The 14,140-nt window shown below is 67.5% G+C and carries 11 protein-coding genes and 1 tRNA gene; 1 reads left to right on the top strand and 11 read right to left on the bottom strand.

Annotated features, from left to right (window positions below):
- Positions 1-96: 96 nt before the first annotated feature.
- The 6 genes from QRN07_RS10665 to QRN07_RS10690 all read right to left on the bottom strand — a co-directional run bounded on the left by QRN07_RS10665 (position 97) and on the right by QRN07_RS10690 (position 7,104).
- A complete protein-coding gene (locus QRN07_RS10665; protein ID WP_285241006.1) occupies positions 97-2,832 on the bottom strand; it encodes a helix-turn-helix transcriptional regulator in 2,736 nt (911 codons plus the stop codon).
- A 121-nt stretch (positions 2,833-2,953) separates the two neighbouring features.
- Positions 2,954-3,544, bottom strand: coding sequence for an aminoacyl-tRNA hydrolase (gene pth, locus QRN07_RS10670; RefSeq protein WP_050686258.1), 591 nt, complete (start codon positions 3,542-3,544; stop codon positions 2,954-2,956).
- Positions 3,545-3,629: 85 nt separating this feature from the next.
- The gene (locus QRN07_RS10675; RefSeq protein ID WP_050686257.1) at positions 3,630-4,220 is read right to left on the bottom strand and encodes a 50S ribosomal protein L25/general stress protein Ctc; all 591 of its coding nucleotides are present in this window, start codon (positions 4,218-4,220) and stop codon (positions 3,630-3,632) included.
- 255 nt (positions 4,221-4,475) lie between these two features.
- Positions 4,476-5,456: a ribose-phosphate diphosphokinase gene (locus tag QRN07_RS10680; protein WP_050686256.1), complete on the bottom strand. Its 981-nt coding sequence runs from the start codon at positions 5,454-5,456 to the stop codon at positions 4,476-4,478.
- A gap of 2 nt (positions 5,457-5,458) precedes the next feature.
- On the bottom strand, positions 5,459-6,937 hold the full coding sequence (gene glmU, locus QRN07_RS10685) for a bifunctional UDP-N-acetylglucosamine diphosphorylase/glucosamine-1-phosphate N-acetyltransferase GlmU (protein ID WP_050686255.1): 1,479 nt from the start codon (positions 6,935-6,937) through the stop codon (positions 5,459-5,461).
- A 95-nt stretch (positions 6,938-7,032) separates the two neighbouring features.
- Positions 7,033-7,104: transfer RNA gene (locus QRN07_RS10690), tRNA-Gln, on the bottom strand.
- Between the two features lie 135 nt (positions 7,105-7,239).
- On the opposite strand from QRN07_RS10690, the gene QRN07_RS10695 reads away from it, so the two are divergent.
- Positions 7,240-7,866 carry a TetR/AcrR family transcriptional regulator gene (locus tag QRN07_RS10695; protein WP_050686254.1) on the top strand — a complete coding sequence of 209 codons (627 nt, stop codon included), beginning with the start codon at positions 7,240-7,242 and terminating at the stop codon, positions 7,864-7,866.
- 9 nt (positions 7,867-7,875) lie between these two features.
- Here QRN07_RS10695 and QRN07_RS10700 read toward each other — a convergent pair whose 3' ends face one another.
- The 5 genes from QRN07_RS10700 to QRN07_RS10720 form a co-directional block, all read right to left on the bottom strand.
- Positions 7,876-9,699 (bottom strand): ABC-F family ATP-binding cassette domain-containing protein, encoded by a 1,824-nt coding sequence (locus QRN07_RS10700; RefSeq protein ID WP_056597987.1) that lies wholly within the window; start codon positions 9,697-9,699, stop codon positions 7,876-7,878.
- A 32-nt stretch (positions 9,700-9,731) separates the two neighbouring features.
- A complete protein-coding gene (locus QRN07_RS10705; protein WP_285241007.1) occupies positions 9,732-10,694 on the bottom strand; it encodes a 4-(cytidine 5'-diphospho)-2-C-methyl-D-erythritol kinase in 963 nt (320 codons plus the stop codon).
- On the bottom strand, positions 10,691-11,563 hold the full coding sequence (gene rsmA, locus QRN07_RS10710; protein WP_285241008.1) for a 16S rRNA (adenine(1518)-N(6)/adenine(1519)-N(6))-dimethyltransferase RsmA: 873 nt from the start codon (positions 11,561-11,563) through the stop codon (positions 10,691-10,693). Before rsmA ends, QRN07_RS10705 begins: the two co-directional genes overlap by 4 nt.
- 110 nt (positions 11,564-11,673) lie before the next feature.
- Positions 11,674-12,876 (bottom strand): resuscitation-promoting factor, encoded by a 1,203-nt coding sequence (locus tag QRN07_RS10715; RefSeq protein WP_197273580.1) that lies wholly within the window; start codon positions 12,874-12,876, stop codon positions 11,674-11,676.
- A gap of 257 nt (positions 12,877-13,133) precedes the next feature.
- Complete coding sequence (locus QRN07_RS10720) at positions 13,134-14,039, bottom strand: TatD family hydrolase (RefSeq protein WP_056597983.1); 906 nt, start codon at positions 14,037-14,039, stop codon at positions 13,134-13,136.
- Positions 14,040-14,140 lie beyond the last annotated feature (101 nt).

Here is a 14,140-nt window from a genome sequence, read left to right on the forward strand (position 1 = left end):
GCCTGGCTGGCACGGTTGCGGATGACCGCCGTGATCCGGTCGAGCGGTTCGCGCCGGCCCGGTAGGGCGCGGTGCGGGCCTGCGGTTTTGGAGCCGTTAGACAAGTCCAGTCAGATCACCTCTGGAAGTTACGCCGAGCTTGGTGAAGACCTGGTACAGGTGGCCTTCGACGGTTCGGACTGACACGCCCATTTCAAGGGCGATGTCGCGGTTGGAAGCGCCTCGCCCGGCCAGGCGGGCAATTTGGCGTTCCCTGCTGGTCAGCAACGGGCTGCCGCTGCTGGGCACGATGGGCAGGTTGGTGACGGTGGCAGCCAGGATGTCCAGCCGGGCCTGGGCTGTCCGGGCGGACGCGGCATCCCCGTCCTGGCGGGCAAAATCGACGGCGAGGGCCATGCACCTGGCCTCGACGGCCTCCAGTTCCAGGGTGGCAGCGATTTCGCCGCCGGCCAGCAGGGTTTTTGCGTCCTTGGTGCGGCTGCCGATGGCGATAAGCCGGGACACTTCGGCCAGCGGCCCCTGGCGGTGCGCCGCGATGTCCTCGAGGAGCCGGAACTCGGGGTCGCTGCCGTTGACGGTGGCCGCCAGCAGATACAGGCCGGCCACGGTGAAGCGCTCGTCGGCAAGGTTTGCCTCGGCCGCAAGTTTGAGGGCGCCGGCGGCGTCCGGATCGCCCAGCCAGCGTCCGGCCACCAGGGTGCAGAAGGTAATCACGCATTCGGTGGCGAAGTCCGCCGTGCCCGGCACGCGATGAAGTTTGGCGAGGTATTTCCTGGCAGCAGCAGGGTTGCCGATCTGGGCGTAGGCCAGTGCCGTGGCGGAATACGCGCAGCGGAGCCCGCTCTGGGTGGGATGGATCTCCAGCTGTGCCACAGCGGAGATCAGCGGTTCGAGGGCTTCGGTTCCGCGTCCGGAGAAAGCGTAGGCAACGCCGACCGCCAGTTCGTGGGCGGAATCCTGCTGCGAGATGCGGTTGGGCTCCTCGGTGCTTTGGGGACCCAGGAAGTCGATGCAGCGCCGCCACTGCCCGGCCAGCAGCAGCACCAGGTAGGCATCGCGGGTATACCGCTCGCGGATGCCAACAACGTGGGAGGCGTCGGTGAGCTGGCCGCCCAGCTGCCGCATCAGGCTGAGCGCTTCCATCTCCCGCCCGGTCAGCGCCCGGGCTGTCATCAGGATGATGGCGGCGTTCATCCGGAAGCCGGTGTCCGGGTTCCGGGCGGGGTCCGCGGCGTGCTCCAGGGCGGGAATGATCGCAGCGTAGTTGCCCACAAACGCCTGGTATTCGAAGTCGCTCAGGGCGATGCGGTTGACCGCCACGGCGACCGGGTCAGGCCAGGCGGCAGCGTTTCCGGCGGCGGCCAGCCGGTCACGGGCCTGCACCAGGAGGCCCGGGACGGCCCGGGTCTTCTCCGGGATCCAGAGCATCACCTGGGACGTTGCGGCGATGACCTCGGCGTATTCCGTGGCGCCGAGGGCGTCCAGCTCCGCAGCGGAGATGCCTTCAAGGGTGGCCAGGGACTGGAGCGGGAGGTCCAGCTGCAGGTAGGCGGCCGCTTTTTGGCGCTGCGCCGGAACCCACAGCGGGTGGCTGCGTGGCAGCATATCGGCGTACGCCAGGGCGGTGCGCGGGTCAAAGAGCTGGACAGCTGCTGCTGCCGCCGCGAAGGCCAGGCCCGGGCTGAGGTCCGCCTCGCACTCATGCGTCCAGGCGGCGAAGGCCAGCAGCTCCTCCGTGCTCATGCCGGCGGGATCAGGTTCCGCACCGCCCAGGAGCATGCTGCGGAGCTCGCGGCGACGGGCGATGCTCAGCCAGGTCCGTACCACGTCCCCGATGTACTTCTCGCGGAGTGTCACCCAGCGGTGGTCGGATCCCTCGATTTCGAGGAGGCCTTCATCCTCCATGTCCGCCACCACGTCGGCGCTGAAGATGGCCGTCAGGCGGGACAGCTCCACACTGCGGGCGCAGGACAGCATTTCGATGACTTCGCGGGTTTCAGCGGTTTCCCGGGACCATCGCGAGCGGACAATGTCGTCCAGGCTGGCTGCGCCGTCCAGCACCACCTTGTCCCGGAGGGTCCAGACTTCATCGGAGAGGACCAGGTTGCCGGAGTGTTGCTGCTCGGTGACCAGCGCCTTGAGCAGCAACGGGTTTCCGCCCACCATGTTGTGGTACGTGGCGACCAGGGACGCGGAGACCCGGTGCCCCAGCAGCGACAGCAGCACCTGGCGGGTCTGGAGCTCATTGAGGTTGTCCAGCCGTACTTCGGTGATCCGCCTGTCAGCCAGCAGCCAGTGGAAATCATCCGGCAGGTCACTGGTCCGGGGCGCCACGGCAACGATCTTCGCAGTGCCGGTCAGCAGGACGTTCAGCAGCACGCCGGCGCTCATGTCATCGATACCGCCGGAAGTATCGAGGGTGATGATGCACGGCCGCCCGGCAGCGTCGCTGCGGATCAGGGATGTGATGCCGCGCAGGATCGCGGTGGGCGAACCCATGTAGGCCTGGGGCAGGCGGGCCAGCAGGAAGGACAGGCAGCCGTAGGGGGCACTGGAACCGGCAGGGGCGCTGCGGAGCTGGAGGGACCACACGTCGGGGCCAAGGTCATTGACGGCGGCGCGGGCCAGGGAGGACTTGCCCACACCACGGCTGCCGGTGATGACCACGCCCAGGGAGTCTTCACTGGTCAGGGCGGTACGGACGGAATCGAGGTTGGCGCCGCGGGCGGGAGCGGACCACTGTTGGATCCCGGGCATGGCAGGAGCCTGGCTGCGCAGCCCGGCCCCGTTCGGCGTTGACCCACGTCCCCAGCTCAGTGGCTCGATTGACATGCACTATCCCCTACATCCAGCGGTAACGGGATGTAGCTCCATTGCTCCCCCGCATAGGAAGTACAGTACCCCGTCGCTGAGACAAGGAAACAGGTGGTACGCGGAATAAGTTCGCGTGTTGCTAGCTTGCAGGCTTCGCCGGGTGGAATTTCTGCTGCGCGGCCATCAGCCCGTCCCGGACCAGGGCGTCCACCGCATCCGCCGCTTCGTCCAGGAGGAACGGCAGTTCCTTTTTCTCGGCGGTACCGAAGTCCCGCAGCACAAAGTCGGCGGTGTCCATGCGTCCCGGTGGCCGGCCCACGCCCACCCGGACCCGGAGGTAGTCCTTGGTGGCCAGTGCCCTGGAGATGTCGCGGAGGCCGTTGTGCCCGCCCTCCCCGCCGCCGGTCTTCAGTTTCACCGTATTAAAAGGGATGTCGATTTCGTCGTGGACTGCCACGACGTGGTCCGGGTTGATCCCGTAGAAGCCGGCCAGGGCCGCCACCGGGCCGCCGGAGACGTTCATGTAGCAGAGCGGTTTTGCGAGCACCACGCGCGGACCGCCGATGCCGAGCCGCCCTTCGAGCACCTGGGCCCGCATTTTGGAGCTTTTGAAGTTTGCACCCATGCGGCCGGCGAGCTCATCAAGCACCATCTGGCCAACGTTGTGCCGGTTGGCCTGGTACTGGGTTCCGGGGTTGCCAAGGCCGGCGATCAGCCAGGTATCGGTCATGGGATCATCCTAGGTCGGGCTGCGGGTAAATACCTGTGGCCGGACCCCCAGGGGGGATCCGGCCACAGGCGGGACATACCGGTTGTTACTCGGCTGCTGCCGGAGCTGCAGCGGCGTCTTCGGCTTCGTCTTCTTCGATCTCGATGGCCTCGGAGATGTTGACAACGAGAGCTTCGGCATCGGTCAGCAGGACCGAACCCTTGGGCAGGTCCAGGTCCGAAGCGTGGATGTGCTGGCCTGCTTCGCGGCCTTCGATGTTGACCACAACGGAGGTGGGCAGGTGGGTTGCTTCAGCTTCGAGGGAGACAACCGTCAGTTCGAGGTTGTGGACGGTACCCGGAGCGGTTTCGCCTTCGAGGTGCACAGCCACGTCAACGGTGACCTTTTCGCCCTGGCGGACGGTCAGGAGGTCGATGTGCTCGATGATCTGCTTGATCGGGTCGCGCTGGACATCCTTGACCAGGGCCAGGTGGCCTTCGCCGTTGATGTCCAGGGCCAGCAGGGCGTTGGCCGTGCGAACGGCCAGGGTGGTGGCCTTGGCCGGCAGGGTGATGTGGATCGGCTCTGCGCCGTGGCCGTAGATAACGGCGGGGATGAGGTTGGCCATCCGGGCGCGGCGGGCGTAGCCCTTGCCGAATTCGGTGCGCAGTTCTGCTGCGAGTTTCTGCTCAGACATGGAAATCTCCTTGAATCCTAAACGGTGTTCAGCAAGGGCGGAGGTCTGGTGCGACCTTCAACGCCAGGCGGCCGGAAGGCCTGCAGGAGAAGAGGTGGAACAGACCCAGTCGATTACGGAGACCATCAGCCGGCTTCCCGGTTGCTCTCCCTCGCCAAGGTATCGCTGGCAAGCTTACCAGCGCGGGGGCCCATTCCTGAAAACGGGCCGGGCCCGCCCGGCAGATCCTGCCGGGCGGGCCCGTGGGCGGCGCTGCTAGGCGTTGCCGTCGAAGAGGCTGGTGACCGAGCCGTCGTCGAACACTTCGCGGATGGCGCGGGCGATCAACGGTGCGATGGACAGCACCGTCAGTTGCGGGAACCGCTGGGAGGCGTGCAGCGGGAGGGTGTTGGTGACCACCACTTCCCGGGCGCCGGACTCGGACAGGCGCCGGGCGGCGGGCTCGGAGAACACGGCGTGGGTGGCGGCGATGATGACGTCCTTGGCCCCTGCGTTCTTCAGGACCTGCACGGCCCCCGAGATGGTTCCGCCGGTGTCGATCATGTCATCGATCAGGACGCAGGTGCGGCCTTCGATCTGGCCCACCACGGTTTTGGACACGGCCTGGTTGGGGACCGTCAGGTCACGGCTCTTGTGCACAAACGCCAGCGGCGCGCCGCCCAGGCGTTCCGCCCACTGTTCGGCGACGCGGACGCGGCCGGTGTCCGGGGAGACAACGGTGATGTTGTCCTCGTTCACGCGGGTCCGGATGTAGTCCGCCAGCAGCGGGATGGCCATCAGGTGGTCCACGGGGCCGTCGAAGAAGCCCTGGATCTGGGAGGTGTGCAGGTCAACGCTCATGATGCGGTCTGCGCCGGCGGTCTTGTAGAGGTCAGCCACCAGGCGGGCGGAGATCGGCTCGCGGCCGCGGCCCTTTTTGTCCTGCCGGGCGTAGGGGTAGAACGGGGACACCACGGTGATCCGCTTGGCCGAGGCCCGCTTCAGCGAATCGATCATGATCAGCTGTTCCATCAGGTGGTTGTTCAGCGGGGCCGGGTGGGCCTGGATGACAAACGCGTCGGTGCCGCGGACGCTCTCACCTGCCCGGACGTAGATCTCGCCGTTGGCGAAGTCGTAGGCGTCGATGGGTAGCAGTTCGGTGCCAAGCTCCTGGGCGATTTCCCGCGCCAGCTCCGGGTGGGCCCGCCCGGTGGCGAGCACCAGCTTCTTCTCGCCGTGCGCCGTAATTTCGCTCATTATTACTTGCCCTCTTCTGTAGATGCCGGGGTGGTGGAGGTATCTGGGGTGGCCGCCTGGGCCAGTTCGGCGGAGCGCGTTCCAGGCCGGTTGGCGGGCACCCAGCCTTCGGCGTTGCGCTGCGCAGCGACGCTGAGTACCAGCGCGCCGGCGGGGACGTCCTTGCGGATCACGGCGCCGGCGCCGCTGTACGCGCCGTCGCCTACCGTGACGGGGGCAACAAAGACGGTGTTGGAACCTGTCCGGACGCCCGAGCCGATCACCGTGCGGTGCTTCTTTTCGCCGTCGTAATTGGCGGTGATGTTGCCGCAGCCGATGTTGGTGTCCTCGCCGATTTCGGCGTCGCCCGCGTAGCCGAGGTGCGACAGTTTGGAGCCGCGCCCGATCGTCACGTTTTTGGTTTCGTAGAAGGCACCGATTTTGCCGGTCTCGCCAAGGACGGTACCGGGCCGCACATAGGTGAAGGGCCCGACGGCGGCGCCCGCGCCGATCACGGCACCGGAACCGTGGGTGCGGGTCACCGTGGCGCCCTCGCCGATGGTGACGTCCGTCAGGGTGGTGTCGGGGCCCACGACGGCGTCGCGCGCCACGTGGGTGCGGCCGTGCAGCTGGGTGTTGGGCAGGATCCGGACGTCCTCGTCGAGCGTTACGGACGGGTCGATCCAGGTGGTCGCCGGGTCAACAACAGTGACCCCGGCCCGCATCCAGGCTTCGACGGTGCGGCGGTTCAGTTCAGCGCCGAGCGCCGACAGCTGGACGCGGTCGTTGGCGCCTTCAACCTGCCAGCGGTCGGTGGTGGCCACCGCGGCGACCCTGCCGCCGGCTTCACGGGCCAGACCCAGCACGTCGGTCAGGTATTTTTCACCCTGGGCGTTGTTGGTGGTCACGTGGCCCAGCGCGTCGCGGAGCACGGCGGCGTCGAAGGCGTAGATGCCGGAATTGACCTCACGGATCAAAAGCTCGTCCGCTGACGCGTCCTTGTGCTCCCGGATCCCGGTGACGGTCCCGTCGGCGGCGCGCAGGATCCGGCCGTAGCCGGCGGCGTCGGCCAGGACCGCGGTCAGCACCGTGACGGCGTTGCCGTCGCGTTCGTGCGTGGCCACCAGTTCGGCGAGCAGGGATCCGGTCAGGAGCGGGACGTCGCCGTAGGTCACAACCACGGTGCCGGCCAGGCGCTGCTGTCCGTCCAGCGCCTGCACGGCGGCTTCCACGGCGCGGCCGGTTCCGGGGACCTCGTCCTGGTCCACGATCAGCGCTTCCGGGTCCAGCCCGGTGAGGTGGCCGGCCACCAGGTCACGCTCGTGGCGGACCACCACAGCGAGCCGGCGCGGGCTGATGCTGCGTGCAGCGTTGAGGGCGTGCCCAACCATGGACAGGCCGCCGATTTCGTGCAGGATCTTCGGGGTACGGGATTTCATCCGGGTGCCGGCGCCTGCCGCCAGAACGATCACGGCGGCTGGGCCGGCATTCTCAGAAGTCACGTACGGGCTCTCCTCGTTGGTTGCTGGCCCGGGGGCCGGCCGACCAGGCGGCGCGGCGCCCGAAGGCCATCCTGCTGAACGATCTCGTCAAGCAGTTCCGCCCATAGGATTCGAACCTATACTCCACGGCTCCAAAGGCCGGGGTGCTGCCATTACACCAGGGCGGACCATGCCGTAGGCGCAAGGCCCGGGCACAAGTCCCTATTTTGCCATGGGTCGGGGGCGGTGCGCGACACGGCCCGGCGCGGGTGCCGCGGGGAAGACTGGAATCCCGGTGCCGGGCGGTGGTGCATGATGGAAATGTGAGCAACAACCCGCCCCGGACGCGAATGACCGGCCTGCAGCGCCGGACCCAGCTGATCGGCGTCGGGCGTGGGCTCTTCGCCGCCCGTGGACTGGACGGCACCACCATCGAGGAAATCGCTGCGTGCGCGGGCGTGTCCAAACCGGTGATCTACGAGCACTTCGGCTCCAAGGAAGGCCTGTACACGCAGGTGGTGGACTTCGAGTTCCGGATCCTGCTGGCAGCCATCAACGACGCCCTCACCCAGGAAGCCAAGCCCCGCGTCCTGGTGGAACGCGCCGCCCTGGCCCTGCTGACGTACATCGAGGACCGGACCGACGGCTTCCGGATCCTGATGCGGGACGCGCCTCCGTCCCAGCCCGAAGGCGCGTTCTCCACCCTGCTCTCCCACGTCACGGCCCGGGTGGAGCACATCCTGTCCGACGAGTTTTCCCGCCGCGGCTTCAGCGGCCGGGACGGCGCCATGTACGCGCAGATGCTGGTGGGCATGGTGGCGATGACCGGCCAGTGGTGGCAGGACAGCCGCCAGCCGGACAAACACACCGTCGCCGCGCACCTGGTGAACCTTGCCTGGAACGGCCTGACCGGCCTGCAGAAGGACCCGGAGCTCCGCAGCGAAGGGTAGGCGCCGGGCCTACTCCCCCAGGACCTCCAGCGCTTCGAGCCATTCAAGTTCAATGCCCTCGCGGTCCCCGGCAAGGTCCTTGAGCTTCCTGTTCAAGTCGCCCATCGCGTCGAAGTCGTTCGCCGCAGTGGCCTTGACCATTTCGTCGTGGATCTTCTTTTCCTGCTGCTCCAGCTTGCCCAGCTGCCGTTCGATCCGGTTTTTGGCTTTCCGGGCATCCCGCTTCTCGGCTTCCGAGCGGCCCGGGGCGGCAGGCGCGGCGGACCCGGACGCACCGGTCACGGGGTTGCCGCCGCCGGTCACGGTGGAGCCGGCGAGTGCCGATTCGCGCAGTTCCAGGTACTGGTCCACCCCGCGCGGCAACGCGCGGATCTTCCCGTCACCCAGGAGCGCCATCTGGTGGTCGGTGACGCGTTCGAGCAGGTAGCGGTCGTGGCTGACCACCACCAGCGTTCCCGGCCAGCCGTCCAGGACGTCCTCGACGGCGGCAAGGGTGTCGGTGTCGAGGTCATTGGTGGGTTCATCAAGCATCAGGACGTTCGGTTCGCCCACCAGGAGCCGCAGGAGCTGCAGCCGGCGCCGCTCGCCGCCGGAAAGGTCCTTGACCTGGGTCCACTGCTTCTGGTTGGTGAAGCCAAGCTGTTCCACCAGCTGGCCGGCGGTGAATTCCTTGCCGCCCACGTCGAAGGAGCGCTTTTCCCGCTCAATGACCTCGATGACGCGCAGGTCGGAGACGTCGTCGAGCTCCTTGACTTCCTGGGTCAGGACGGCGCTGACCACCGTTTTGCCACGCTTGACGTTGCCCGAAGTGGGCTGGATTTCGCCGTTGAGCAGTTTGAGCAGCGTGGTTTTGCCGGCACCGTTGACGCCCACCAGTCCCAGGCGTTCGCCGGGGGCGAGCCGGAGGGTGATGTTGTCGAAGAGTTTGGCTCCGCCGCCGTCCAGGAGGTCCAGGGACACGTGTTCGAGGTCCAGCACGTCCTTGCCCTGGCGGGCGGTGGCCATCTTGCTCAGCGCCATGGAATCGCGGGGTTCGGGGACGTCGGCGATCAGGGCGTTGGCGGCCTCGATCCGGAACTTGGGCTTGGCGGTCCGGGCGGGGGCGCCGCGCCGCAGCCAGGCCAGCTCCTTTTTGACCAGCTGCTGGCGCTTGCTCTCCACAACGGAGGCGCTTCGGTCACGCTCTGCGCGGGCCAGCACGTAGGCCGCGTAGCCGCCGTCGAACGGGTCGATGATCCCGTCGTGGACTTCCCAGGTCTTGTTGCAGACTTCGTCGAGGAACCAGCGGTCGTGGGTGACCACCAGGAACGCGCCCTGGTTGGCCCGCCACCGGGTTTTGAGGTGTCGGGAAAGCCAGGCGACGCCCTCCACGTCCAGGTGGTTGGTGGGCTCGTCGAGCATGATGACGTCGTGGTCCTCGATCAGCAGCTTGGCCAGGGCCACCCGCCGCTTCTGGCCACCGGAGAGGGCGTGGACGTTGGCGTGCCAGTCCACGTCCGAGACCAGGCCCCCCATGATTTCGCGGATCTGCGGGTTCCGGGCCCACTCGTAGTCCGCCTGGTCCCCCACGATGGCAGCGCCCACGGTGAGGTCACCGTCCAGCACGTCGCTCTGGTCAAGGTAGCCCACGTTGACCTCGCTGCGTTTGGTGACGCGGCCGGAGTCCGGGGTGGACCTGCCGGCCAGCAGGCGCATCAGGGTGGACTTCCCGTCGCCGTTGCGGCCCACCATGCCGATCCGGTCCCCTTCCTCGAGGCCGATGGTGATGCCGTCCAGGACGGTACGGGTTGCGAACGAAACACTCAGGTTCTCGCCGCCAAGAAGGTGTGCCAAAGGGAACTGCTTTCTGCTGCGGGGCTGAAGATCTACAAAAGGGTGTCGGAAATGATGCGGGCCCCGGGGACGGGGCCGTGCACTGCAAGGGCCGCGTGGCCGTAGCGTCGAAGATCCGTGGCCAGCGCTTCCGCCGCGAGGGGGTCATCGGCGAGCAGTGCCACGGTGGGGCCCGAACCGGACACAAGGCCGGCGATCGCTCCGTGCGATTCGCCGAGTCCCAGCGTATCGCGCAGGGCCGGGGCCAGGTCGATCGCGGCGCGTTGCAGGTCGTTGATGAGGACCCGGCTCAGGGCGTCGGCGTCCCCTCCCCGCAGGGCGGTGAGGATTCCCGGGTCGACGCCGGTGGGCTCGGCGGCCACGATGCCCTCGTCGGCGCGCAGCCGGTCCAGGGTGCGGTAGACGTCAGGGGTGGCCAGGCCGTAGTCGGCGGCCACCAGGACCCAGTGTGTCTGGGCCTTGGCCAGCGCGGGTGAGAGCTGGTCGCCGAGGCCAAGGCCCACGGCAGTGCCGCCCAGGAGCGAGAACGGTACGTCCGCGCCGAGTTCGCCCGCGAGGTGCGCGAGTTCCTCGCGGGAGAGTCCGCTGTTCCACAGCGCATCGCAGGCAAGGAGGGTCGCGGCGGCGTCTGCGGAGCCACCGCCCATGCCACCGGCCACGGGGACCCGTTTGGTAATCTCCAGGTGCACGCCGGTGGCATGTTCGGAAACGTCCGCCATGATGGCGGCCGCCCGGTAGGCGAGGTTGCCGGCGTCGAGCGGAATGTCAACGGCGTCCAGGTCCAGGGAGCTTTCCGGGCTGAGGCTGACGGTGATCCCGGGGCTTTCGGTGCTGGTGGCGGCCACTTCCTCGTAGAGGGACACCGCCAGGTAGACGCTGGCCACCGAGTGGTAGCCGTCGTCCCGGAGCGGACCGACGTTGAGGGATACGTTGATTTTCCCGGGCGCCTTGACCCTCACGGTGCGGGCCGGGAACCGCCCGGGGAGGGCGTTCATGACCGGGCCGCCTTGGCTTCCGCGATCCTTGCGAACGCGGCGACGTCGATGACCTCGCCCCTTGCTGTGGGGTCCACGCCGGCAGCCACCAGGCAGCGTTCGGCTTCGGGCGCGCCGCCGGCCCAGCCGGCCAGGGCAGCCCGGAGGGTCTTGCGGCGCTGGGCGAAGGCAGCATCGACGACGGCGAAGACCTGTTCGCGGGTGGCAGTGGTGGCGGGCGGCTCGTGCCGGGTGAAGGCGACCAGCCCTGAGTGGATCTTGGGTGCCGGCCAGAAGACGTTCATGCCGATCACGCCGGCCTTGCGCATCCGGCTGTACCAGGCGGCCTTGACGGACGGCACGCCGTAGGTTTTGGACCCGGGGCCCGCAGCCAGCCGGTCCGCCACCTCATCCTGGACCATAACCAGCCCGTGCTGCAGGCTGGGGAAATGCTGGAGCAGGTGCAGCACCACGGGGACGGCAACGTTGTAGGGCAGGTTTGCCACCAGCGCGGTGGGCTGGACGGGCAGTTCCGTCACCTTCATGGCGTCGGCGTGGACCAGATGGAAGGAGCCGGCCGCGGCGGGACGCCACTGCGCCACCGTTTCGGGAAGTTTGGCTGCCAGGACGGGATCGATTTCGACGGCGACCACGGCCGCGGCGGCGTCGAGGAGGCCCAGGGTCAGCGACCCGAGCCCGGGCCCGACTTCCAGGACCGTTTCCTCCGGGCCCACGCCGGCAGCTGTCACGATCCGGCGGATCGTATTGCCATCGATGACGAAGTTCTGGCCCAGGGTTTTGGTGGGCCTGATCCCGATTTCCTCCGCCAGCCTGCGGATGTCGGTGGCACCGAACAGGGGTGCGGGCGCGGCGGGGATCGGTTCAGTCACCTGAGTATCCTATCCCGGGCGGCGCCGCGGACCTGCCCCGTTAACGGCAGCAGCCGGCCCCGGTGGGTACCGGGGCCGGCTGCTGTTCGCCTGCTGGCGGGGGTGCCTGGCTATCCGCCGGCGGCCCAGCCGCAGCCCCATGGCTGGAGGCCGCGCTGCGCATAGACGCGGTTGGCGATGTCGATCTGCTGGGCCTTGGTGGCCAGGCTGGCGTTAGGGGCGTAGGCGCCGCCGCCGGAGCCGATCCAGGTCCGGACGTCGAACTGGAGGCCGCCGTAGTAGCCGTTGCCCGAGTTGATGCTCCAGTTGCCGGTGGATTCACACTGGGCGATCCGGTCCCACATACCTTCGTTCATCATGCCGGGAGCTGCGGCTCCGGTGTTGCTGCCGCCCGCAGCAGCTGCGGGTGCAGGCGCTGCCTGGGGCACCGGCTTAGGCTTGGTACCCACGGTGATCTGCTCCGTGACGGGCTGGACGGCCACAGTCTCGGAAGCCAGGGTGCGGGACGCTTCGCGGCCGTCCACCAGGACCAGTTTGAAGGTCTTTTCGTTCTTGCCGGCCACTCCGGCCTGGGTCACGGTCTTCTCGCCCACCAGGACGTTGGCGTCCTCGGCTGTGACGGACTCGAAGGGAATCTCTTCGCTGGTGACGGCGGTCTGGCTGGTGTCAACGCGGGAAACCTTGATCACCATGTTGTTGACCACGGGGGCGTTGGCCGGCTGGGAGGTGCGGTCGTTCTCACCAAGGGTCAGGCCGGCGTCGTCCAGGACGGTGCCCACGGTTGCGGCAGTGGTGGTGGTGGCGGAGGCTTTACCGTCCGCGACGATGCTGACGCTCTTCGGCGTGGAGATGGACACGTATGAGCCTGCGAGTGCCAGCTGGGCGTCCTTGGGGGCTGACACCGAGGAGGCGCTGGCGACGCCGAGTTCGGTCACGAGGCCGGCCACGTCCTGCGCGGTGGTGTTGACCGTCTGCTCGGAACCGTCCAGGCTGACCTTGACTTCCTTGGCCTGGTTCACGTTGATGACGGTACCGTTGCGGACCGACGAGTCGACGTCGGGGGAGATCCGGTCAGTGGACTTGAGGTCGAAGTCGGCGCCCTTGACCACCTGGCCCACAGTGCCGCCGAAGGTCTGCACCGAACTGACTTTTCCGTCAACATTCAGCGTGACCGTTTTGTTATTTCCAACGAAGGCTACGAGCCCCGCAACCAGCGCGCACAGCACCAGAACCTGTGCACCAACCTTGACGACGCTCAACTTGCCGTCTGATGTGAAGTACTTGACCACGATTGCCCGTAACTCTCGGTCCATCCGGGCACGGGGAAAAACGCAATAAAATGCCCGGAACCACCTGGAATACAGGCAGTCCGGGCACCGTCGCGCCGCCACATTCCAGGCCCGATTGGCGCGGGCGGAAGCCCGCGCAGCCAGTCATGGAAGGAAAAATGATTTACCCGGTGGCCTTCCCCGACCCCGGCTAATATCTTTCCACTGTAACCGTAGCGTTATAAACCAGCCAACAAATCTGCATACCTGGTATTCCTGAATGGATGCTGGACAGGCCCTTCCTAGGTCCAGGATCCGTAGGCCCGCACGGTATTTTCGCTGATCTCGGTGCAGAGCCGGGCCAGGTCGGTTCCTGTCAAACCGGCCATCGCCCGGACCGTGTAAGGCACCATGTAGCTCGCGTTGGGGCGCCCCCGGTGTGGATGCGGAGTGAGGAACGGGGCATCCGTTTCCACCATGACAAGGCCGGGATCAGCCACCGCGAGCGCTGCACGCAGGTTGTCCGCGTTTTTGAAGGTCAGAGTGCCGGCGAAGGACATGTACCAGCCTTTCCGGTTGCAGATCCTGGCCAGGTCCGCATCGCCGGAGAAGCAATGGAAGACCACGCGCTCCGGGGCGCCTTCCTCTTCCAGTACCTGCACCACGTCGTTGTGGGCATCCCGGTCGTGGATCTGCAGGGTGAGGTCCAGGCGCTTGGCAATGTCGATGTGCCGCCGGAACGAGTGCCGCTGGGCGGCCAGCCCCGCGCCCTCGGTACGGTAGAAGTCCAGTCCGGTCTCGCCGATGGCGCGGATCCTGGGATGGGCTGCCAGTTGCTCGATTTCCGCGAGCGCACTTTCGAGTTCGCCGCGGCCGGCGTACAGCGGGGCGTCGTTGGGATGCAGCGCCACTGCGCCAAGCAGCCGGCGGTCCAGTTCCACCGCCTGCACCGTGAACCGCGACGATTCCAGGTCGCAGCCCACCTGGACGGCGCCCTGCACGCCCACGGCCGCGGCTGCGTCCATGGCTGCCCGCACCCCCACCGGAGCCGGCCCGTCCGGAAAGTCCAGGTGCGTGTGGTTGTCCATCACCGGCACCGGCAGCGGCTCGGGAGCGGGCGGAAACCCGCGTTTTGTGGAGCCCTGGGCTTCGGCTGCCGTCCCTGCGGCGGGGTCCAGGTAGGCGGCGGGGGTCTGCGGAGTGCACATCGTCCCAGCCTAGCGGCCGGAACGGCAGGTATTTTTTGTCGGAACTCTCTGTCTACCGCGGCAGTTGTGTTAGTAGTCTGGGACGAACAGATGCGAACGCC

It is taken from the genome of Pseudarthrobacter sp. MEB009 (assembly GCF_030208875.1).
Taxonomy (GTDB): Bacteria; Actinomycetota; Actinomycetes; order Actinomycetales; family Micrococcaceae; genus Arthrobacter.